Source organism: Maribacter corallii (genome assembly GCF_047345415.1).
Classification (GTDB): Bacteria; Bacteroidota; Bacteroidia; order Flavobacteriales; family Flavobacteriaceae; genus Maribacter_C.
The window spans coordinates 187357-209927 of sequence record NZ_JBLFEP010000005.1; the positions used below are offsets into that span (position 1 = coordinate 187357).

General features: G+C 42.9%; 13 protein-coding genes. 11 read left to right on the forward strand and 2 right to left on the reverse strand.

Going from position 1 to position 22571, the window contains the following annotated elements; genetic code table 11:
• Positions 1-8: 8 nt before the first annotated feature.
• Together ACKWCA_RS18350 and ACKWCA_RS18355 are read left to right on the forward strand one after the other, a co-directional pair.
• Entirely contained in the window at positions 9-533 is a 525-nt protein-coding gene (locus ACKWCA_RS18350) for a hypothetical protein (protein ID WP_413979685.1), read from the forward strand.
• Positions 508-1617 (forward strand): hypothetical protein, encoded by a 1110-nt coding sequence (locus ACKWCA_RS18355; RefSeq protein ID WP_413979686.1) that lies wholly within the window; start codon positions 508-510, stop codon positions 1615-1617. The genes ACKWCA_RS18350 and ACKWCA_RS18355 overlap by 26 nt, the downstream gene beginning before the upstream one ends.
• Positions 1618-1745: 128 nt before the next feature.
• On the opposite strand, the gene ACKWCA_RS18360 is transcribed toward ACKWCA_RS18355, so the two are convergent.
• Complete coding sequence (locus ACKWCA_RS18360) at positions 1746-6521, reverse strand: Ig-like domain-containing protein (protein ID WP_413979687.1); 4776 nt, start codon at positions 6519-6521, stop codon at positions 1746-1748.
• Positions 6522-6866: 345 nt separating this feature from the next.
• Here ACKWCA_RS18360 and ACKWCA_RS18365 point away from each other — a divergent pair, with 345 nt between their 5' ends.
• From ACKWCA_RS18365 to ACKWCA_RS18395, 7 genes are all read left to right on the forward strand, one after another.
• Positions 6867-8639, forward strand: a complete 1773-nt coding sequence (locus ACKWCA_RS18365; RefSeq protein WP_413979688.1) for an AMP-dependent synthetase/ligase — start codon at positions 6867-6869, stop codon at positions 8637-8639.
• 311 nt (positions 8640-8950) lie between these two features.
• Positions 8951-9400, forward strand: coding sequence for a MarR family winged helix-turn-helix transcriptional regulator (locus tag ACKWCA_RS18370; protein WP_413979689.1), 450 nt, complete (start codon positions 8951-8953; stop codon positions 9398-9400).
• A gap of 14 nt (positions 9401-9414) precedes the next feature.
• Positions 9415-11820, forward strand: coding sequence for a 3-hydroxyacyl-CoA dehydrogenase/enoyl-CoA hydratase family protein (locus ACKWCA_RS18375; protein WP_413979690.1), 2406 nt, complete (start codon positions 9415-9417; stop codon positions 11818-11820).
• Positions 11821-11901: 81 nt separating this feature from the next.
• Entirely contained in the window at positions 11902-13092 is a 1191-nt protein-coding gene (locus ACKWCA_RS18380) for an acetyl-CoA C-acyltransferase (protein ID WP_413979691.1), read from the forward strand.
• Between the two features lie 35 nt (positions 13093-13127).
• Complete coding sequence (locus ACKWCA_RS18385; RefSeq protein WP_413979692.1) at positions 13128-13493, forward strand: four helix bundle protein; 366 nt, start codon at positions 13128-13130, stop codon at positions 13491-13493.
• Positions 13494-13525: 32 nt separating this feature from the next.
• A complete protein-coding gene (locus ACKWCA_RS18390) occupies positions 13526-15337 on the forward strand; it encodes an acyl-CoA dehydrogenase family protein (RefSeq protein ID WP_413979693.1) in 1812 nt (603 codons plus the stop codon).
• Between the two features lie 99 nt (positions 15338-15436).
• Positions 15437-16876, forward strand: a complete 1440-nt coding sequence (locus ACKWCA_RS18395) for a pyridoxal phosphate-dependent decarboxylase family protein (protein WP_413979694.1) — start codon at positions 15437-15439, stop codon at positions 16874-16876.
• Between the two features lie 30 nt (positions 16877-16906).
• Here ACKWCA_RS18395 and ACKWCA_RS18400 read toward each other — a convergent pair whose 3' ends face one another.
• A complete protein-coding gene (locus tag ACKWCA_RS18400) occupies positions 16907-18709 on the reverse strand; it encodes a glycoside hydrolase family 15 protein (protein WP_413979695.1) in 1803 nt (600 codons plus the stop codon).
• 103 nt (positions 18710-18812) lie between these two features.
• On the opposite strand from ACKWCA_RS18400, the gene ACKWCA_RS18405 reads away from it, so the two are divergent.
• Positions 18813-21023: a bifunctional alpha,alpha-trehalose-phosphate synthase (UDP-forming)/trehalose-phosphatase gene (locus tag ACKWCA_RS18405; protein WP_413979696.1), complete on the forward strand. Its 2211-nt coding sequence runs from the start codon at positions 18813-18815 to the stop codon at positions 21021-21023.
• 22 nt (positions 21024-21045) lie between these two features.
• Entirely contained in the window at positions 21046-22569 is a 1524-nt protein-coding gene (locus ACKWCA_RS18410; RefSeq protein WP_413979697.1) for a nuclear transport factor 2 family protein, read from the forward strand.
• Positions 22570-22571: the final 2 nt, after the last annotated feature.

Below are 22571 nucleotides of genomic sequence, written 5' to 3' on the forward strand. Positions count from 1 at the left end.
TTGGCACTATGAAATTCCGTTTCAAGAATATCTTCGGTTTCGTTCTTCTCTCCTTTTTTTTTCTTGTTCCGCTCCTATTTAGGGCAATAGACCGAAATTTTGAGATTTTTCCATCAATTACACTTCCATCGAATGCCAACAAGGTTTTTCTAAATAGAAATACAAGTATTGTAGAACAGGAGCTTTACGGTCTAGGTCCTAAGGGAAATCAAAAAAAGGTAGATCATAAGACATTCTTCCAAAATATTCCCATCCACTTTTCACACTGGATCATACGCAATAATTTCGGTTTGGATAAAAACAAGGTTTTCAATACAACCACTCCGAGGTTGAGCATCTCCTATAGTCAGCGTCAAAAAGTAACAGCTGATGAAGTCAATAAGACAAAGGAGTGGATGCGGCACCAACTTCGATCACAAGGCCTGAATGACTCTATTCTCATCATACGTAAAAACCAAATTTTCACAAAGCACGGTAGACCTGACCCCGTCGAAAAAATCAGCACGAATGATACGATTTTTGCACTTCATTGATAAGTTCTTGGGTTTGGGCTTTGAGCGAATCAAGTCGGCCACTTCTTTACCTAATCGCCAATTAGCGCTCTATCGCATTTTTTTTGGCGCTGTACTACTGGTATATTTTTCACCGACCTGGTCTTGGCTTGTCGATACCCCGCCGGCATTTTTCGACCCCTTTTTGTTCAGCTTTGCGAATCTGACCGATAATCACCTGCCTAATTACCTCTATCGATCGGCAGACGTATTGGCCGTTGTTTTGTTGCTCATGATTACCCTGGGGATACGGGCTAGAATGGCCTTTTTTGGTCTTTTTCTATTGCATGCTGTTTTTCTTTCCTTCTACTATAGCTTCGGTAAAATCGATCATCATTCGACCTTGTTAGTGTTCACCTACCTCATCTTTGGCTTTACGAACTCTGGCACCAAATTGGCATGGATTAAGGATAGAAAAATAGCCACTGGCACACAAAATAGCGCAATTGCCATCCTGGCGTTGTGTATTTGTTTTGGGTTTTTCTCCGCCGGACTTCCAAAGTTAACTCGGTGGATTGATTTCGATTTAAATAGTAGTGGGTTCTTGTTCTGGTATTATCCTGCCTATTTTTTAGAGAAGAACCAAATGTTCTTAGCACCGTATGTGAATCAAATACCACGCTTTGTATTGGAATGTATGGACTACATGGCAGCTATCTTTGAAATCAGCGGATTCATCTTTTTATTGAAAGGTAAAAAGACGTGGCTGTTTTTTTTGACCATCGCTTGTATTTTTCATTTGGCCAATCTCCTCTTGTTAAACATTGACTTCACCATGAATCTACTGGCCTATGGCATTTACTTAATTGCGCCCGGCTTATATTTCTTTGCTAAAAAGCATAAGATTGTTCTGCTGCGGACCAAATTGATATTCATAGTTCTTTTTGTGGCTCTGGCCCTACTCAAAATCCTATTTCAAACGTCAACTATTTCAGGAGTGTTTTTCAATTATGAATCGATTGACATCACAATAAAAAACTATGTCAATCTATTTATTTGGATAGCAGCCATTTATTGTGGCTGGTTTGCTTTAAAAAAAAGCGAGGCGTTTAAAGCTAGTACTTGATTGTTCCTCGTTTTCTAATGCGATTATGAAATAAGGCCAAGTCTTTCTTTAAGACTTGGCCTTATCCACTTACAATCTGGGTTCATTTGGTGCTAGATCGACTGGGATGCCCTATTTCAAATCTGAAATCATAGTTTAATAATATTTCGGGTTTCGATTTTATGTTCGTCAATCACTTTGACAACATAAGTGCCCGTCGGAAGCCCCGCTAGGGAGATGACTTGCGTTCCTTTCTCTTTGACCGTGACCTGTTTCATTAAAGCCCCATTGTAGCCGTAAACACCAATCCAACCCTTATCCCCGGTCATACCGTCAATACGGACTTCATCGCGGGTCGGATTCGGATACGTCACTATAGACCGTTTTGCATTGCTTGAATCTGACACCACGGTTAGGGTGGCATCACTCTTGAAATTACCATCTTCCGAAGTCGCTTCTATTTCCACTTTTCCCGGTTTCAAGGCCGTCACCTTTCCGTTCTGATCTACGATGGCAATACGCTCGTCCATTGATTTCCAGGTCACCTTTGTATTAGTTGCATTTGATGGCGTGGCGATGTAAGTGAGCTGATCGCTTTGTCCTATCGCAAGTGTCAAACGCTGGGGAGTGACATAAATTCTTTTCAGCGGTATCACTTCTTGCCCTTCGAAAACTATTGAAATCGTGCCTGTAGCAACAAAGTTACCATCAACCGTGGTGGCCGTAATCGATACGCTTCCTTCCTGCATCGCAGTGACCCATCCGTTTTGGTCAACAATCGCCAACTGCTCATCTTCCGAAGACCAAACAACGTTTTTGTTGGTGGCATTCAAGGGGCTTATGATATAACTCAATTTTCTCTTCATACCTTTTTCAAGTATGACAAAGGAAGGCTTGAGTTCAATACCGGACACCGCGACCGGGGTACCGTTTCCTGGTATTATAGTCAGGTTCGCATCACTGCGATGCCCCCCATCTTCGGTTATGGCCTCAATTTCCACAGCTCCTGTTTTCAAAGCCGTGACCATACCGTTGGCATCCACCGTGGCAATGCTTGTATCACTTGAAGTCCAAATCACATTTTGGTTTGTTGCATTAAGTGGTCTCACTTTTGCACTTAGCACAACGGTCTGACCCACCTCAAAAGTGAGTTTTTGTGGACTAACATAGACCCCCTGGGCCGGATTTGTAATGGTCGGCATTTTTATGACCTCTAAATTTGCCGAAGCGGTGAAACCTCCATCTTCTGTAGTAACAGAGATGACAGCCTCCCCTAAAGTAATACCGGTAACTACACCATTCTGATTAACGGTTGCGATAGAATTGTCGCTGGAGGACCATTTTACTTTTGAATTTGAGGCATTCTTGGGCATAACCGCGTACGTTAAGATAAGTGAATTACCCGTTACTACCTTAGTAGATTCAGGGGCGACTTCAATACCCGTAACGGGTACAGACTCATTTGTTCCCTTGATAACGGTCAAGGTGGCATCACTCTGCTTGTTTCCATCCAAACTACGGGCAATAATCTTCGCGGTTCCGGTCTTAATGGCCGTTACCATCCCATTTTGATCGACCAGTGCTACGGACTCATTGCTCGATGACCAAACAGCACTTTGGTTTGTAGCATTCGACGGCGTAATTTCATATTCCAATTCCCCGGTTTCACCCACTTTCAATGTCAACCATTGAGGCGTAACATAAATACGTTTGACCGGTATATTGACCTCGGCGGTCTCGGTTACGGTAATTCTAGCCTCATCAGTATAGTTCCCATCTTGTGTAGTAGCTGTAAAGCGCACATCTCCAGGAGTCAGCGCACTGACAACACCATTTTGATTAATTGAAGCTACTTTTGTGTTGCTGGAAGTCCAGATTACCTTTCTATTCGTTGCGTTTTCAGGGAAAACAGTGGCCTCTAAATTCAAAGTCGTTCCAGCCGGGATAGAGGCCGATCCAGGGTTTACGGAAACCGAAGAAACCGAAACGGGTACTTCTCCATTAGAGCACAAGGTTTCTGGTAACGATAAGCTGGTCGCATCGACTCCATTGGTACTCAATACAATTCTATCGATCAGGTGATGTTTGGATCTTCCTGAGATTTCCATAGTATATATCCCTGGGGAATCGAACCTAACATAGATTTTATGGCTGTCGTGATCGCTCGTATTTGACACCCAGGTCCAATTGGTCGTTCCGCCCAAAAACACTTTGAACCAACCGTCGGAACTCGCTCCTTTTGGATTCGGCGACTTACCACTTCCCTTAGGATATACGACACTACTTCCTCTTTTTCCAAAGAAATCGTCCGCATCGGGAAAACGAAGCCAAGAATCATTTCGCTCGGTAGTATTGGTCCCCTCTCCTACTTTGTTTCTCCATTGAAACAAATAGGTACCTGGGGTATTGATTTTTATCTTGGCACTAATGGTTCCTTTCCCAGGCGTGTTGAAACTGTCCGCGCCCTGCCAATCGATATAACCCGTACCAGAGTAACCGTTTACCGAGGCAGTATTTACCCAACCAGAGGCAATATCAAGGGATTCGGCTTCCACAATGACCATCCCATTTTTTTCCTCCGCATCAGCGCTACAATCATCCAATGACGGGGGAGGAGGTGCCGATTGGCATTTAAAATTCAAGGAAGTCCAACGACCTCGAGAATACGCCGTACCATTTCCTTCTGCAATCTTTCCATTAGTGTGCGAATTAAATGTTACACGGATTATATCCCCTTCCCGAATGCTAATACCCTCGAATAGTTTTGAACTTGGCAAATAGTCTGTCGAAGTGGTCGGGTTCTTGTAGGTTCCCACTGCTGTTCCGTTTACGCTGAGCGTATAGCTGCTTTCCCCATCCAATTCTGTCAAGGTATTCAATGTAATGTCATAGGTATCGGTCTCGCCGTCAAAGACAGTTTCCGCGGCGGCATAGGCATCTTTAAATTGTGCCGCATCTATAGCAAGGGCGTTTCTTGCATTATCCACATAGGCAGGAGAAAATCCGGAAACATTGATGTTCGTGAAATCAGAAGTGGCATTCAGGTCGAAACTACAATTTTTGTCAGTACCGCTAACCAACCCATCTTTTTGAATCAATGCCACCCAGTCAGATGAACTATTATTCGGAGGATTACCGATACTTCTTGTACCCCCACCACTAATATTGGTCACCGAACCTTTGCTAAGTGCACCACCATTCACTGGATTAAACCACCGTACATTAAAATTTCCGTTCGCATTGGATAGGTTCAAATTGGTACTTCCTCCATTGGGTAAATAAATTACGTAAGTGTTATTCGGTTTGGAGAAGCAAAAATCAGTGGAACTAGAGGTGAGTCCATCACTCGTTTCCATCTCCCAAAAAGGTAAATGTGTATTGAAAAATGTCAAAGCCACCTTCGCATCGTTCCATTTCATGGCCCTACTCCGCAGATTTTGTGCCGTTAAGTCTGTTTCGCCCGTATCATACCCGAAGTAGTATTCCACACCTGCTCCACCTGCCATCAAGGTACCCCATAAAACCTTATGTCGCGTGTCCTTGCGATTATCCGCAATGGAACCTCTATTTCCGTTGAAACTGGCATCTGAGGTTACCCCTGTCTGCTGACCGCCTTGTTCATCATTGGCGACTACCCATTTTTTTCCTGAGTTTTTTGATTCTAAAACCCATTTTTTCACCCCTGCATGGACACCGTTCAATTGAATTTGAAGAGATGCCCCGGTTAGGAAACTCTGGTTCCCTAATAAAGGACCATACAACTGCTGTTGGTGCCAACTATCCGGATAGGAATGAATCACAATATGGTTTTGATACGGATCCACACTCCTAAAGTAGTTGGCATACTGCTTTACTCTCGTATTCTGCGTATCGTTCAGATCTTGATAAAGATTGTGTTCTTCACCTAAATTCCAGTTAAGGGCCAAATGATGTCCAAATCTTGCTATGAGCTCCCTATAATATAGTTTTCGTTGAACTCCTAACTCTCCTCCATCCAGAAGAAGATCGTTCTCGTTTTCCTGTGTTTTGAAATGAAGGTACATGCCCTTGGTATCCGCGTGGCTAAAAAGAATTTCCCATTGAGCCAGCTTAGAGACGTCATACCTCAATCGGTTCTGGGCGTCCGTTCCAGAATTTCCATCAAGGCTATTATTGGTTGAAGCCGCCCAAGGCCATACATCCTTTCCATCGCCCATAACGGTCAAGGTCAAGAAAGAAAAAGCGTTCATGCCCTTACTAGCAAGGTAATTAATGGCCCCAACTAATTCTTTCCCATTATCACCCTTCCATTTCGGGTCTCCTGATTTCCAGTCTTGCGCATGTGGACCCCATGTCTTGTTTGCAATCGTGTTATCAAAATCATTGTAAGCCAATAAGTTTTCTGGTGAATCAGATCCGGCTTTCAGAAAGTATGCCCCGGTTTCCTCAAATTTTAAATAACGCTCTCCTACATAGTTCAGCCGGCCACGCGCCCTATTGTCCGGTAACGCCTTAGTGCTTTTAGCAATCGTAAAATCACCCGAAGCACCGTCAAAAGAAGTGGCGTTTCCAGCAGTTTTACTTGCATTGACCGCCACATTAGTGCCGGTTCTAAAAGACGCGTTATACGTCCATTTTCCAATTTCGTTCGGACTGAAGCGTACACGCCATTTATTACCAGAATTTGCGCTGGTTTCGGCGGCATTACCATCAGCGGCATAAAATCCGGGTACTATAAATTTGACACCGTTGGGACTCGTAAAGGTGACATTCAATCGGTAATCCAAAAACGGGTTTTTGTTATTGTTTTCAGAAGTGTTCGGGCCATTAAACGTAAGAGTAACCGCATGCCATTTTTGAAGTTCTCCGGTGACTGTAGTTTGTGAAAAAGTAAACAAAGGGCACAGGAAAAACCATACCCATAGAGGGAATTTAATTTGATTCATAAGTAGGTAAATTTTTGATTTTGGAAATATATATACGAACGAAATGCATGTAAAAGATGCCCGTTTTTTTGCATTTCATCGAAAAAAATAGGAAATAGAGAAAAAAACATCCCTGTTGAAATCCAAGGTATCCGAAAAAAAGAGCATTGGAAGAATGGCACAGACCTAAACGCACAAAACCCGGTAGGGTCATAAACTAGGAGCCTGGATTTAGAACCTTGATTATCGAAAGTTGTAAAGCCATTACCTTCAATAATCCTCAGTAATTAACAAGGTATTTTGATATTCCCATTTTAAAATGACAGCTTCTTTCCTTATTTTGCAGTAACTTATCAGAAACCAAGTATGCAAAACATCACTCGTCTATTCGATTTTCCCTATTATGCATTAGAAAAATATAATCTTCCCAACTGCTTTGTCGATAAGAAAGATGGGCAATGGGTTCCTCTAAAGACCAAAGATTATGTTGATAAGGCCAATACTATTAGTAGGGCCTTACTTCGAATGGAGGTTCAGGCCGATGACAAGATAGCCTTGATTTCCATGACCAATCGGTCTGAATGGAATGTCATGGATATTGGAATTCTACAGATAGGTGCCCAAAACGTACCTATTTATCCGACCATCTCAGAGGAGGACTATGCCTATGTGCTCAATCACTCTGAATCGAAATACTGTTTTGTGTCTTGTGCCGAAGTTTATGCCAAAGTAAAGGCCGTCCAAGATCAGGTACCGAGTCTCAAGGGTGTTTTCTCTTTTGATGAGCTTGACGATTGTAAAAATTGGAGCACAGTGCTCGAATTAGGGGCCGATACGGCGAACCAAGATGTTGTAGATGATCGAAAAAAGGCTGTAAAACCTGAAGACTTGGCGACTTTGATTTATACTTCCGGTACCACCGGTCGTCCAAAAGGCGTCATGTTATCCCATAATAACGTCGTCAGTAATGCGATGGCAAGCGCAAAAAGACTTGATATCGATTATGGTAAGGCGAAATGCTTGAGTTTCTTACCTGTCTGCCATATTTACGAACGCATGATGATCTATCTCTATCAATACGCCGGGGTTTCTGTTCATTATGCGGAATCAATGGAAAAAATAAGCGACAACCTAAAAGAGACCGCGCCTCATGTCATGACCGCGGTACCTCGTTTATTGGAAAAAGTATATGATAAGATTATTGCAAAAGGTGATGCCCTAACAGGAATAAAGAAGAAACTGTTCTTCTGGGCGGTCAATCTCGGTTTAAAATTTGAGCCCTATGGTCAAAACGGTTGGTGGTATGAAACCAAACTGGGTTTGGCGAGAAAACTGATTTTCAGCAAGTGGAAAGAAGGGCTTGGCGGAAACCTGAAATTAATATCCTCAGGTAGTGCGGCACTGCAACCCCGATTGGCCCGTATTTTCAATGCTGCCGAATTTGGGGTTATGGAGGGTTACGGACTTACCGAAACCTCACCGGTACTATCGGTAAATGATATGAGAAACAGTGGTTTCAAAATTGGAACAGTTGGTAAATTACTTGAGAATACGGAAATAAAAATCGCCGATGACGGTGAAATCTGTGCCAAAGGTCCTCAGGTAATGATGGGTTATTATAAGGACAAGGAAAAAACAGCGGAAGTTATGAAAGATGGTTACTTTCATACTGGAGACATTGGTGAGATAGATGCGGAGGGTTTTCTAAAGATAACGGATCGGAAAAAAGAAATGTTCAAAACCTCAGGGGGTAAATACGTGGCACCACAACTTTTGGAGAATCGTTTCAAACAATCCCTTTTCATTGAACAGCTCATGGTTGTTGGCGAAGGAGAAAAGATGCCGGCGGCAATCATTCAACCTGATTTTGAATATCTGTTTAAATGGGCGAAGGAGAACAACATTACCATCAGTGAAAATTCGGATATTGTTTTAAATGAAAAGGTAATCGTCAAATTTCAAGAAGAGGTTAATTTGGCCAATGAGTCCTTTGCGAAATGGGAAAAAGTCAAACAGTTTCGCTTGACACCTGACATCTGGAGTATCGGTGATGGTCATCTTACACCGACCATGAAACTCCGTCGAAAAATTATCAAAGAAAAATACATGGACCTCTATAATGACATCTATGGTCATTAAGTAAAAAGCCATTCGGCCAGGACTTCAGAACACCACTGGCCTTACCTCAAAATCAATGGATCTTCTTGAACGAAAACCTGTTGTGACACCATCAACATGAAGTTTCAAGGAACGTGTATCAGTGTTTCCAATTTGTGATATCCGCTAGCAAAAAAATGATTTACGCATACCCTTCCTTTGTATGGGCCAATTGTGTCAAGCCTTTTCGGATTATGTCATAATCGGTACCGCAAGCTTATCTACTTTTTATTCAATTTTATTATGCATGCATAATAAAATTTTTTATCTTTGGGAACCCACAACCAAATTATATGAAGGACCTAACTATAGATTACGCTCTTCGAGCAACTTGGCAAGCCGTTGCCAGGATGTACAATGAAGAGGCGAAGAACTTTGAGACGACTATGGCCGTTGGCTTCACATTATTAAGCATTGACCCAAAAACAGGTACTCCTTCGACCGCTCTTGGTCCGAAGATGGGTATGGAAGCAACCAGTCTTTCGCGCATCTTGAAGAGTATGGAAGAAAAAGGGCTAATCGAACGTAAGCCAAACCCAAATGATGGTAGAGGCGTGTTGATACATTTGACCGATTTCGGTCTCGAAAAAAGGGTAGATTCAAAAAATGTGGTACTTCGCTTCAACGAAGTGGTGCGCGAAAATATTTCCGACGATAAACTAAAGGCTTTCTTTGAGGTGACCACCACCATCAACAAATTGATTGCCGACAAAGAGATATATACAAAGAACACAACTAATTAATCTTGAAAAATTCGATGAACAAACACATTAATAAGGTCGCAGTCGTAGGCTCAGGTATTATGGGAAGTGGTATTGCTTGCCACTTTGCCAATATCGGAGTCGAAGTACTGTTACTTGATATCGTACCAAGGGAATTGAACGACAAGGAAAAGGCAAAAGGCCTAACGTTAGCCGATAGAATCGTGAGAAATAGACTGGTCAATGATTCATTGACAGCAGCTCTGAAATCGAAACCCTCTCCCATTTATCATCAAAAGTTCTCAGACCGCATCACCACAGGTAACCTTGAAGATGATATCGCCAAGGTAGCTACCGTAGATTGGATTATCGAAGTAGTGGTAGAGCGTCTGGATATCAAGAAGGTGGTTTTTGAAAATCTCGAAAAACATCGAACTCCCGGTACCTTGATTACATCGAATACTTCAGGTATCCCTATAAAGTTTATGAGCGAAGGCCGTAGTGATGACTTTCAGAAACATTTCTGTGGAACGCACTTTTTCAATCCTGCACGTTACCTGAAACTCTTTGAAATCATTCCTGGACCGAAAACTTCGCCAGAAGTCTTGGAATTTCTTAATGGGTATGGAGAGCAATTCTTAGGAAAGACCTCTGTGATCGCCAAAGACACGCCTGCTTTTATCGGAAATCGCATTGGCATATTTAGCATCCAAAGTCTTTTTCACATGGTCAAGAAAATGGGTATGACCGTGGAGGAAGTCGATAAATTAACCGGTCCCGTTATCGGACGGCCTAAATCAGCCACCTTCAGAACCGTCGATGTCGTAGGTTTGGATACTTTGGTTCATGTAGCCAATGGTATTGCTGAAAACTGTAAGGACGATGAGCGCCATGCCCTCTTTGCCCTACCCGACTTCATCTCTACAATGATGGAAAATAAATGGTTGGGAAGCAAGACCGGACAAGGATTTTACAAGAAAGTAAAAGGTGATAAAGGAAAAAGTGAGATTTTGACCTTGGACTTGGATACGATGGATTATCGTTCTAAAAAAAGTGCCAAGTTCGCCACCTTGGAGTTGACCAAAACCGTAGACAAGGTTATCGATCGCTTTTCAATTTTGGTTGATGGAAAGGATAAAGCCGGTGAATTCTACCGAAAAAGTTTCGGCCAGTTGTTCGCCTATGTATCACACCGTATTCCAGAAATCACGGACGATCTTTACAAAATAGATGATGCCATGAAAGCCGGATTTGGTTGGGAACACGGTCCCTTTCAGATTTGGGATGCCATCGGAATTGACAAAGGCCTGGAGTTTATAAAATCAGAAGGTCTTGAAGCCGCTCCTTGGATCCAAGAAATGAAATCTTCTGGCGTGACCTCCTTCTATTCTGTGAAAGAAGGTGCCTCCTATTTCTATGATATCCCTAAAAAATCGGTTGAGAAAATTCCTGGGCAAGACGCTTTTATTATCCTTGATAATATCCGCAAATCAAACGAAGTGTTCAAAAACAGTGGGGTCGTCATAGAGGATTTGGGTGACGGCATACTCAATGTGGAGTTCCAGTCCAAAATGAACACCATAGGCGGTGATGTCCTGGCAGGACTCAACAAAGGAATCGATTTAGCGGAAAAAGATTTTCAAGGGCTGGTTGTTGGCAATCAGGCAGCAAATTTTTCTGTCGGCGCCAACATCGGAATGATATTCATGATGGCCGTTGAACAGGAATATGACGAGTTGAATATGGCTATCAAAATGTTTCAGGACACTATGATGCGCATGCGCTATTCTTCGATTCCAACTGTTTCGGCACCGCATGGTATGTGTTTGGGCGGTGGATGCGAACTTTCGCTACATGCAGATAAAGTGGTAGCCGCAGCGGAGACGTATATCGGTTTGGTAGAATTCGGGGTTGGGGTCATCCCTGGGGGTGGTGGTTCGAAAGAATTTGCCGTACGGGCCCAAGATACCTTCAAGAAAAACGATGTAGAATTGAATGTGTTGCAAGAGTATTTCCTTACCATCGGTATGGCCAAGGTTTCCACATCGGCATACGAAGCCTACGATCTTGGAATCCTTCAAAAAGGCAAGGACATCGTAGTGGTGAACAAGGATAGACAAATTGCTACGGCCAAAGCTTATGCCAAACTTATGGCGGAAACGGGCTATACCCAACCGGTAAAAAGAAAAGATATCAAGGTGCTTGGAAAACAAGCTTTGGGCATGTTCTTAGTAGGCACCGATTCAATGGAAGCAAGCCACTATATCAGTGAACATGACAAGAAAATCGCCAATAAACTGGCCTATGTAATGGCCGGAGGTGATCTCTCTGAACCAACACGGGTAAGCGAACAGTACTTATTGGATTTAGAGCGAGAAGCTTTTCTATCACTCTGCACCGAAAAGAAAACGTTAGAGCGTATTCAACATATGTTGAAGACCGGTAAACCCTTACGTAATTAATCACAAGCTATTTGCCCTTAGTGGACACTATCGGCATTTCAAAATAAAAAATCAGTAACGCTAGTAGTTAAAAGTAAAAAAATGAAAACCGCATATATAGTAAAAGGATATCGTACAGCTGTGGGTAAGGCACCTAAAGGAGTCTTTCGATTCAAACGAACGGATGAATTGGCTGCAGAGACCATCGAATACATGATGCGTGAATTGCCTGATTTCGACAAAAAACGAATCGATGACGTCATTGTTGGTAATGCGATGCCCGAAGGCTCGCAAGGGCTGAATATGGCACGTCTGATTTCTTTGATGGGCCTTGATATTGTTGACGTTCCAGGAGTAACCGTCAATCGTTTCTGCTCTTCAGGAATCGAAACTATAGGAATCGCGACCGCAAAAATACAAGCAGGCATGGCCGATTGCATCATTGCCGGAGGGGCGGAGAGTATGAGTTCGGTTCCCATGACCGGGTATAAGACCGAATTGAATTATGACCTGGTCAATGAAGGACATGAAGATTATTATTGGGGAATGGGCAATACAGCCGAAGCAGTGGCCAATGAGTACAAAGTCTCTCGCGAAGACCAAGATCAATTTGCCTACGACTCACATATGAAAGCGTTAAAGGCGCAAGCGGAAAATCGTTTTCAAGATCAAATTGTTCCCATTGAAGTAGAGCAGACCTATATTGATGAAAAAGGAAAGAAAGCCGTTAAGAAATATACAGTGACCAAAGACGAAGGACCAAGAAAAGGAACTTCGGTCGAAGTACTTAACAAACTACGTCCCGTATTTGCAGCCGGTGGTAGTGTAACAGCGGGTAACTCGTCGCAAATGAGTGATGGAGCGGCTTTTGTTATGGTAATGAGTGAGGAAATGGTCAAAGAGTTGAATCTTGAACCTATTGCCCGCTTAGTGAACTATGCAGCTGCTGGCGTGCCACCCAGAATAATGGGTATCGGACCGGTAGCGGCCGTGCCGAAGGCGCTGAAACAAGCCGGACTCAAACAAGAGGATGTTGAATTGATCGAATTAAACGAAGCATTTGCTTCGCAATCCCTAGCAGTGATTCGAGAACTTGATTTGAACAAAGAAATTGTCAATGTAAATGGTGGGGCAATTGCCCTAGGCCACCCGCTTGGATGCACGGGTGCCAAACTATCCGTTCAGCTTTTTGATGAAATGCGCAAAAGAAACATGCAAGGAAAATATGGTATGGTGACCATGTGCGTCGGAACAGGACAAGGGGCAGCGGGCATTTACGAGTTTTTGAATTAGATTCAAGAGGTTAGAATAAAGATTCCAGACAACTAATGGGAAGGCATAATTTTAAAAAACTTAAAATTTGGGAGGAAGGAATGGTTCTAGTAGATGAAACATACAAAATGGTCAAGAATTTTCCAGATTTTGAAAAATTCGGCTTGACTTCTCAAATGACAAGGTGCGCTATTTCAATACCATCAAATATTGCCGAAGGAACTAGTAAAACAAGTAATAAACACTTTAATAATTATGTTGAAAATAGCTTTGGCTCTGCCTTTGAGTACGAAACGCAACTAAATATCGCTTTTCGTCAAAAATACCTCGGCCAAGAAAATTTTCAAGTCTTAGAAAATAAAATACAGCAATTACAAAAAATGCTTTCAGGTTTTCAAAACGGACTAAAACGTAGTTCTTGATTCTTAATTCCTGATTCATTAATCTTAAAACTATGAGTACAGAAGTAACAAATAAAGAGATTCTTAGAGGCGGACAGTTCTTGGTAAAGGAAACCGATTGTGAAGACGTCTTCAACCTCGAAGATTTGAACGAGGAACAAAAAATGATGCGGGAAAGCACCCAAGAATTCGTCGATCGGGAAATCTGGTCACACTGGGAGCGATTCGAGAAAAAAGACTATGCGTACACCGAGCAATGTATGCGTAATGCCGGTGAGCTTGGCTTGCTAGGTATTGCCGTTCCTGAGGCCTATGGCGGATTGGGTATGGGATTCGTATCCACCATGTTGGTCTGTGATTATATTTCCGGTGCAACCGGTTCATTCAGCACGGCTTTCGGGGCCCATACAGGAATTGGCACCATGCCCATTACGTTGTACGGTACCGAAGAACAAAAACAGAAATACGTTCCGAAGTTGGCTTCTGGTGAATGGTTTGGAGCTTACTGCCTTACCGAGCCGGGAGCCGGTTCTGATGCCAACTCGGGAAAAACCAAAGCGGTACTATCCGATGATGGAAAATATTACAGTATTTCGGGTCAAAAAATGTGGATATCGAACGCAGGTTTCTGTAGCCTGTTTATTGTATTTGCGCGAATCGAAGACGACAAGAACATTACCGGTTTCATCGTGGAGAATGATCCCGAAAATGGTATTACCCTTGGAGATGAGGAGAAGAAGCTGGGTATCCACTCCTCTTCTACCCGTCAGGTATTCTTTAACGAAACCAAGGTTCCTGTTGAGAACATGTTATCGGAACGCGGAAATGGATTCAAGATTGCCATGAATGCCTTGAACGTCGGCCGGATTAAATTAGCGGCCGCCTGCCTAGATGCCCAACGAAGGGTTATCGGAGAAGCATCAAAGTATGCCAATGAGCGTATTCAATTTAAAACCCCGATAATCAATTTTGGGGCCATCAAGGCAAAGATCGCTGATATGGCCACGAACTGTTATGTAGGCGAATCAGCCTGTTATCGCGCAGCAAAAAACATAGAAGATCGTATCGCTATCCGAGAATCCGAAGGCAATTCACACCAAGAGGCTGAATTAAAGGGTGTTGAAGAATACGCTATCGAGTGTTCTATTTTGAAAGTGGCCGTTTCCGAGCACTGCCAAGAAACCACCGATGAAGGGATCCAAATTTTCGGAGGAATGGGCTTTAGTGCCGACACTCCAATGGAATCTGCTTGGAGGGATACCCGAATTGCCCGTATTTATGAAGGCACCAACGAAATCAATCGTATGTTGGCCGTAGGCATGTTGGTCAAAAAGGCCATGAAAGGCCATGTAGATTTATTGGGGCCAGCAACGGCCGTAGGTGAAGAGTTGATGGGTATTCCGTCTTTCGACACCCCGGATTTTTCAGCGCTCTTTGCAGAAGAAAAAGATCTGATTCAGCGGTTGAAGAAGGTTTTCTTAATGGTCGCCGGTAGTGCCGTTCAAAAATTCGGTGCAGATTTGGAAAACCACCAACAGTTGATGATGGCCGCATCGGATATTCTAATCGAAATCTATATGGCGGAATCTACCGTGCTTCGAACAGAAAAAAATGCAAAGCGCTTTGGAGATGATGCTCAATCAATTCAAATCGCTATGTCAAAGCTCAATCTCTATAATGCCGTTGAAAAAGTCATCCAAAAAGGTAAGGAAGCGATAGTTTCCTTTGCAGAGGGCGACGAACAACGTATGATGTTAATGGGACTAAAGCGGTTCACAAAATATACCAATTACCCAAATGTAGTAGCCTTACGCACACAAATTGCGGATAAGGTAGCTGCAGATAATGGGTACACCTTTGACTAATTCAGATGGAAACCTCTGAGACAGAAGGAAAACCGTCCGCCGTTGGTGGGCGGTTTTTTATTTGGTAAATGCTCGGGAAGCCTCTAATTTTAAACCGTGATGAGCAGACTTTTACGTGAAGCATACGATATTGAAAATTTTAGGCAAAGCGGTCATGGGCTGCTGAATAAACTTGCTGCCTATTTAGGTGAGGCATTCGAAGAACTTGATACGAAACCCATTCAATGGAAAAATCCAGAAGAATCGCTTGTTTTTTGGAGGGATTTTTTAGAAAATGGCGATACCGAGTGTTTTTTCGACGAGGTTCTAAAGCGTTCCACACATTTACACCATCCTGGGTATTTAGGGCATCAAGTAAGTCCAGCAGCTCCTGTGACCCTCTTGACATCCAGCATAAGTGCGGCCCTGAACAACGGCACTGCAGTTTACGAAATGGGGATGGTAACCAACCCCATGGAGCGTATCATAACTGAATGGCTAGGGAGAAAAATCGGGTATACCGAAAATCATAGTGGCTTTTTGACTTCGGGCGGTACCTTGGCGAATCTTACCGCATTGCTTTCCGCAAGAAAAGCCCAAGTAACGGCTGATGTCTGGAATGAAGGACACCAAAAACCGTTGGGAATCATGGTGAGCGAAGAGGCACACTATTGCATTGAGCGTGCCGCGAAAATCATGGGCTTAGGAGAACAAGGTCTACTCAAGATTCCAGTCAAATCTGATTTCTCAATGGATACAAGCGCCTTAGAAGATTGTTATCAGAAGGCACAGCAGAGCGGAATAGAAGTATTCGCCATCGTTGGAAGCGCTCCTTCAACGGCAACGGGAATCTTTGATGACCTAGATGCTATTGGGGTTTTCGCCCAAAAGTATAAGCTATGGTATCATGTGGATGCCGCGCACGGAGGCGCTGCCCTTTTTTCACCGAAGTACCGTGGGACCTTAATAGGTATTGCCAAATCGGATTCCGTGGTCATCGATGGACACAAAATGATGATGATGCCCGGCATCACTACGGCATTGGTCTATAAAGATGCACGTACTTCTAATGTTACCTTTAGCCAAAAGGCCGATTACCTATTGGAAGATTCTCAAGAATCGGATTGGTATAACTCAGGAAAACGCACCTTTGAGTGCACCAAGAACATGATGGCCCTCCACTGGTTTGTCTTACTAAAAATGTATGGGGAGGGTATTTTCGATGAATTCGTGACTACGCTATTCGATTTGGGTCATCTCTTCGCGGAAATGATACAAAAAGAAACCGCTTTGGAATTGGCGATACCGCCAAAGACCAATATCGTTTGCTTCAGATATCATAATGTTGATTTGGAAACCGATACGCTGAACCAAATAAACGTACAAATCCGTCAGCAACTATTGGAGGATGGGGAATTCTATATTGTACAGACCAAAATAAGAGGGGTTCAATATCTAAGGGTAACCATAATGAATCCGTTTACGACCCAAAAGCACTTAAAACGATTATTGGCAAAAGTAAACCTACTGTCCGAAACCCTCCTGAAGGAAAAGAATTAGTAACTACACTATTAGGAGAACGAATGGGGATCACTCCCGGATCGCATCCAAGACCTGCTCCTCCGCTTCTTTATTCGAGAAGTTGATCGCACATTCGATAAGGGCCAGATGGGAATAGGCTTGAGGAAAGTTTCCGAGCAGTCTTTTGGTCTTAAAATCAATATCTTCGCTAAAGAGACCTAAATGATTACTATAACTCAATAACTTATCAAAATGCTTCATGGCCTTTTCTTCTTCCCCAATTTTAAAGAGGCTATTGATAAACCAAAAGGTACAAATGGTAAAGGATGATGATGGCAGTCCGAAATCATCTTCATTTTTATATCGATAGAGCAACCCATCATTGCTCAATTCCTTTTCGATAGCCTTGACGGTCGCTACGAATTTTGGCATTTTGGCATGTATGAAGCCATATGATTCCATTAGCAATACTGAGGCATCCAAGTCTTTTGACCCATACGACTGGGTAAACGCGTTTACCTCATCGTTCCAAGCATTATCCAGTATATCTTTTTTGATTTCCTGTTCAAGCTCCATCCATTTTTCCAACTTTCGGGTCTTCCGAAGTATACGTGCCACCTTAATGGCACGATCGACTGCAACCCAACATAGTACTTTTGAAAAGGTAAAATGACGATCCTCGGCGCGAAACTCCCAGATGCCCTTATCCGCCTCTTTCCAGTGATTGGATACGATCCAAACAATTCCCTTGGTGATCCCCCAAAGTTCTTCGCCATTTTCAATATCGTTGGCATACTGTGAAAGCTGTTCATAAATAACATCCATTAAAATGCCATATATGTCATTCTGTTTTTGCTTGTAAGCCGCATTTCCAATACGGACAGGGCTTGAACCCTTATACCCACTAAGGTGGTCCAACGTTTTCTCAGTCAATTTTTTTTCGCGGTTAATACCATACATAATCTGTAGTTTCTCATCCTTATCCGGAATGAGATCTACAATGAACTGTAGGTATCTTCGGGCCACATTTTTGTGCCCTAGACGGCCGATGACCTTGATAACCATAGAGGCGTCCCTTATCCAGCAGAAGCGGTAGTCCCAATTGCGAACTTCGCCAATGGTCTCTGGCAACGAGGTGGTGGCAGCTGCCAAAACTGCTCCTGTTTTATCATAGCTCAACAACTTCAAGGTTATGGCGCTACGACTGATCTGCGCATTGTATTTTTTATAGGTTGGGGTCTTACTACTCCAATTGAGCCAATACACCTTGGTCCGTTCTAGCTCAGTATAGATCTTGCGTACTGTCGGCTTGAATATCTTCTCATTGTATCCCAACAGAAAATAGCCATCATCGGTGAGTTCGATTTCGCGACCCTCGACCACAGCATTTTTATTGAAGGATGTATAAAGAAAAAAGGTGTCGAATTTTTCACCTTTTGTCAAACTGACTACAAAGTTTTTCTTGACATATGTACTGGTCTTGCCCTTCGCATATTCAAGTCTAGGATCGTAATGCACCTTGAACTTGGGCTTTCCCGAAAGATGTTTGATGAAGCGTACTACTTCCGGTGGGGCATTATAACCTCCATTCTCCTTTCGGTAACGAGGCATAAAGTCACGTATTTCAAAGGCATCTTCCCCGTTAGAAAAATGGGTAATCAACACGGCAGTATGCTTCTTATACCGCTGCTTTATCCTATAGTCTTCCGCAACGATAATATCAAAACTTCCGCCTATTTCTTCATCGAGCAGTCTGGCGAATACGGAAGAAGAATCAAACTCGGGCAAACAGCACCAATCTAGATTTCCCGTTTTCGATATCAATGCAGCACTTCTGCAATTTCCTATTATTCCGTAGTCTAAATTATCCATTCAGTAAAAATCTTGATTGAGTACCTCTTATTATTGTTTTTGCGATGCAATTTGTCGAAATTTAAAGACAATGAAACTAAAACCAGCTAAAAAGACTTAAAATATGGGCAAAACTATCATAATCTCAAATAGATTACCTGTTCAATTACAAATTAGCAATGGAAGCATTACAGCTATACCCAGTGTGGGTGGCTTGGCTACAGGTATGAAATCTGTACATTCGGGAGGTGATAGTTTATGGATTGGTTGGAGTGGTCTTACTGAGGAGGACATTCCAAAAGAGCTGGAGTCCGATATCGATAACGCATTGGCCGAACACGGTTCTTCAAAAGTTACCCTGACTAAAGGCGAGGTAGAGGGGTTTTATTTCGGATTCAGTAATCGAACCATTTGGCCCTTGTTCCACTACTTTTTGGAATATTCCGAATTTGAACTGGATAGTTGGAATACCTACAAATCGGTCAATCAAAAATTTGCCGATGCCATATTGGAAAAGGCAGGCGATGATGATACAATATGGATTCACGACTACCAGCTCATGCTGGTGCCACAAATGGTGCGCGAAAAGAGACCGACCGTTTCCATTGGGTTCTTTCTGCATATTCCCTTCCCTTCCTTCGAGATTTTTCGAACCATGCCTTGGCGTAAAGAAGTACTTGAGGGGCTTTTAGGATCGGATCTCATCGGTTTTCATATTTACGATTATGAAAGGCATTTTTTAAGCTCGGTACGTCGTATTTTGGGTCTAGAGGTGAGTTTCAATGATATTTATGTGGACAATAGAGTCATTAAGGTCGACTCTTTTCCGATGGGTATCGATTACAAAAAGTTTAAGGAAGCCGCCGAAGAGCACGCCAGAAGGAGCCCTGAAAAACTGTCTGAATTACAACAACGTCTGAATACCCATAAAAAATCGGACCCCGACAACAAATTTTTCCTGTCCATCGATCGTCTTGACTATTCTAAAGGAATCGCCAAAAGACTCTATGCCTTTGAATATTTTCTGAACAAATATCCGCAGTACAAAGAAAAGGTACGTTTGATCATACTTGCAGTTCCTTCACGCTCCAATGTTCCACAATACCAGTTGCTAAAAAGAGAAATCGACGAACTGGTGGGGCGAATCAATGGTGAGTTCTCAACCGTGAGTTGGACCCCAATCTGGTATTTTTACCGTTCCATGCCCTTTGAAAATCTCATTGATTTGTATACCTCGAGTGACATCGCTTGGTTGACCCCCTTGCGAGATGGTATGAACCTCGTGGCCAAAGAATATGTCGCCACTAGAATCGACCAGACCGGTGTGCTGATCTTAAGCGAAATGGCGGGATCGGCGAATGAAATGAATGAATCCTTGTTAATCAATCCTAATAATTTCGAACAGATCGCAGATACCTTACACCAGGCTATTACGATGCCCGTTGAAGAGCAAAAAGCCCGTAATAGTTCACTTCAGAAACGGTTGGAGCGTTATAATGTCGAAAAGTGGGCCCACAGTTTCATGAATTCTTTGTTGGGACAAAGAGATCTTGAGGCGGCCCATGTTTCCCGCCTAATAACCGAAGCTCGTTTACAAGGCATTTTGAAAGACTATACATCCGCAAAAAGAAGATTGCTGTTCTTAGATTATGATGGTACTCTTGCCGGATTCCACAATGACCCACAAAAAGCCGGTCCCGATGCAGAACTCTATGAACTACTCGACATCCTTCACCAACAAGAGAACACAGACCTTTTTCTTATTAGTGGACGAGACAAGGATACCTTCACCAGATGGTTTCTGCCGAAAGGGTATCATATGATCGTAGAGCATGGTGTTTGGATTTCGCGCCACGGCGAGCAATTCAAATTGCTGGAAAATGTAAAGAACGACTGGATGGATAAAATAAGGCCTGTTTTAGAATCTTTTGTGGATCGTACTCCAGGAAGTTTTATCGAAGAAAAAAACTATTCCCTAGCCTGGCATTACCGCAATACCGATCCTGATTTTGGAAGCCTGCGCGCCACCGAACTCTCCACGGTGCTTACCAGTCTCATTGGGACCGATGACCTCAGTGTACTCAACGGGAACAAGGTTATGGAAGTCAAGAGTAGCAATGTCAATAAAGGAAGGGCCTCCCTTCGTATGTTAGGGGAAAACGATTATGATTTCGTGTTCGCCATTGGAGATGATTGGACAGATGAATTCATGTTTCAAGAACTCCCGGAAAGTACCGTTACCGTAAAAGTCGGTAGGCAAAAAACAGCGGCCCGCTATTTTGTTGAGAATACGGACAAAGTACGTGAATTATTGAAATCGTTTGCAAAAGCCTAACTTGAAACCAAAACCGTCCTTTATGAAAAAATTACTTTGTCCAATTTTCCTATGGGTTACATTTTTTACTTATGCACAGTCGAATACAGAGGTATACCTCGGCGATTTGTCAACTAACAATGGGAAAACAACACTGACGAACCTAAGGAATATCTCAAAGAATCCAGGGTACGATAACCAACCCTCATTCAATGGCAATTCTGAAATTCTATTCGCCCGTACACGCCATGACCAAACCGACATTGCCCAGTATAGTATCGAATCAGGTGGAACTTCATGGGTGAACGATACCCCTGGAGGAGGTGAATATTCCCCCTTAAAAATACCAGGCGCTGATGCTATTTCCGCAATTCGTTTGGATACCACTGGCCTACAGCGTCTGTATCGGTATGAAATGAAAAGCGGAACATCACAACCGATTCTCAAAGACGCAAAAGTGGGGTATCATGTCTGGTATTCCGACACCGTACTGGTACACACTATTCTGACGGAAAATAGAATGGATCTAGTGGTCAGCAACCTAAAAGACAACACTAGCCATACGGTTCAAAAAAATGTTGGTCGGGCCTTACATAAAATCCCAAATACCGATTTGGTGAGCTATATCGCCAAAGATGAAACCCCTTGGCAGGCCAAATCAATACACCCTACCACGGGGGCAACAGCCCTATTGACCAATTTACCTCAGGGGGTCGAAGATATCGCGTGGTTACCCGATGGCCAAATACTTGTTCCATTTGGTGACCTAATCTATACTTTTTTACCAGAATCAGAAGGAAGCCCAGCAACTATTAGCCTCTCCGCTTTAGGGGAACTCGGTACTATTTCACGAATGGCCGTCAGTCCGGACGGAAACTATTTGGCTTTGGTCGCCGAAGAACACCCGGGTAAGATCGTACAAAAACAAGTAGATTCATACAATGCCGGAGACCTCGATGCTTTCGTTAATTGCTATTCGGAAAATGTTCTGGTTGCCAAATTTCCGAACGACACCCTTTATGTAGGACACGAACGAATGCGATCGAACTACAATGGGCTTTCTCCTGATAATAAGCAGTATGATGTGGAGGTGGTGAAACGGATTACCATCGGAAATAAGGTCATCGATCATGAGAAAGTAACCAATACCAATGGTACTATAGTACAAATGCAGATAGCCCTATACGAAGTGAGTAATGGTACTATTGATAGTATGACCTTTATTTTTGACCAAGAGTCACCCAATCCGGAAACCATAGTACAAGAACAGCTCGATGCTTATAACAACAGGGATATTGAAGGTTTTCTTGAAACCTACACCGATGACATCGAACTCTTTAATTTTCCCTCACAAAGAAGATCTAAGGGCAAAGAGGAGATGCGAAAAGGCTATGGCGGCTATTTTGAATCCACTCCAGATCTGAACTGTGAAATCAAAAACCGTATGGTCATTAAAAATATAGTCATCGATGAGGAATATATCACTGCCAATGGCAATAATTTCAGTGCCGTAGCCATTTACGAGGTGTCGGATGGAAAAATCGCCAAAGTCACTTTCTTACGCTAGTA

Bases quoted from the DNA above. Each gene is read 5' to 3' on its own strand.
- ACKWCA_RS18375 (WP_413979690.1), top strand. From the start codon at position 9,415: ATGAACAAACACATTAATAAGGTCGCAGTCGTAGGCTCAGGTATTATG.
- ACKWCA_RS18410 (WP_413979697.1), top strand. From the start codon at position 21,046: ATGAAAAAATTACTTTGTCCAATTTTCCTATGGGTTACATTTTTTACT.
- ACKWCA_RS18370 (WP_413979689.1), top strand. From the start codon at position 8,951: ATGAAGGACCTAACTATAGATTACGCTCTTCGAGCAACTTGGCAAGCC.
- ACKWCA_RS18400 (WP_413979695.1), bottom strand. From the start codon at position 18,709: ATGGATAATTTAGACTACGGAATAATAGGAAATTGCAGAAGTGCTGCA.
- ACKWCA_RS18350 (WP_413979685.1), top strand. From the start codon at position 9: ATGAAATTCCGTTTCAAGAATATCTTCGGTTTCGTTCTTCTCTCCTTT.
- ACKWCA_RS18395 (WP_413979694.1), top strand. From the start codon at position 15,437: ATGAGCAGACTTTTACGTGAAGCATACGATATTGAAAATTTTAGGCAA.
- ACKWCA_RS18380 (WP_413979691.1), top strand. From the start codon at position 11,902: ATGAAAACCGCATATATAGTAAAAGGATATCGTACAGCTGTGGGTAAG.
- ACKWCA_RS18385 (WP_413979692.1), top strand. From the start codon at position 13,128: ATGGGAAGGCATAATTTTAAAAAACTTAAAATTTGGGAGGAAGGAATG.
- ACKWCA_RS18355 (WP_413979686.1), top strand. From the start codon at position 508: ATGATACGATTTTTGCACTTCATTGATAAGTTCTTGGGTTTGGGCTTT.
- ACKWCA_RS18365 (WP_413979688.1), top strand. From the start codon at position 6,867: ATGCAAAACATCACTCGTCTATTCGATTTTCCCTATTATGCATTAGAA.
- ACKWCA_RS18360 (WP_413979687.1), bottom strand. From the start codon at position 6,521: ATGAATCAAATTAAATTCCCTCTATGGGTATGGTTTTTCCTGTGCCCT.
- ACKWCA_RS18390 (WP_413979693.1), top strand. From the start codon at position 13,526: ATGAGTACAGAAGTAACAAATAAAGAGATTCTTAGAGGCGGACAGTTC.
- ACKWCA_RS18405 (WP_413979696.1), top strand. From the start codon at position 18,813: ATGGGCAAAACTATCATAATCTCAAATAGATTACCTGTTCAATTACAA.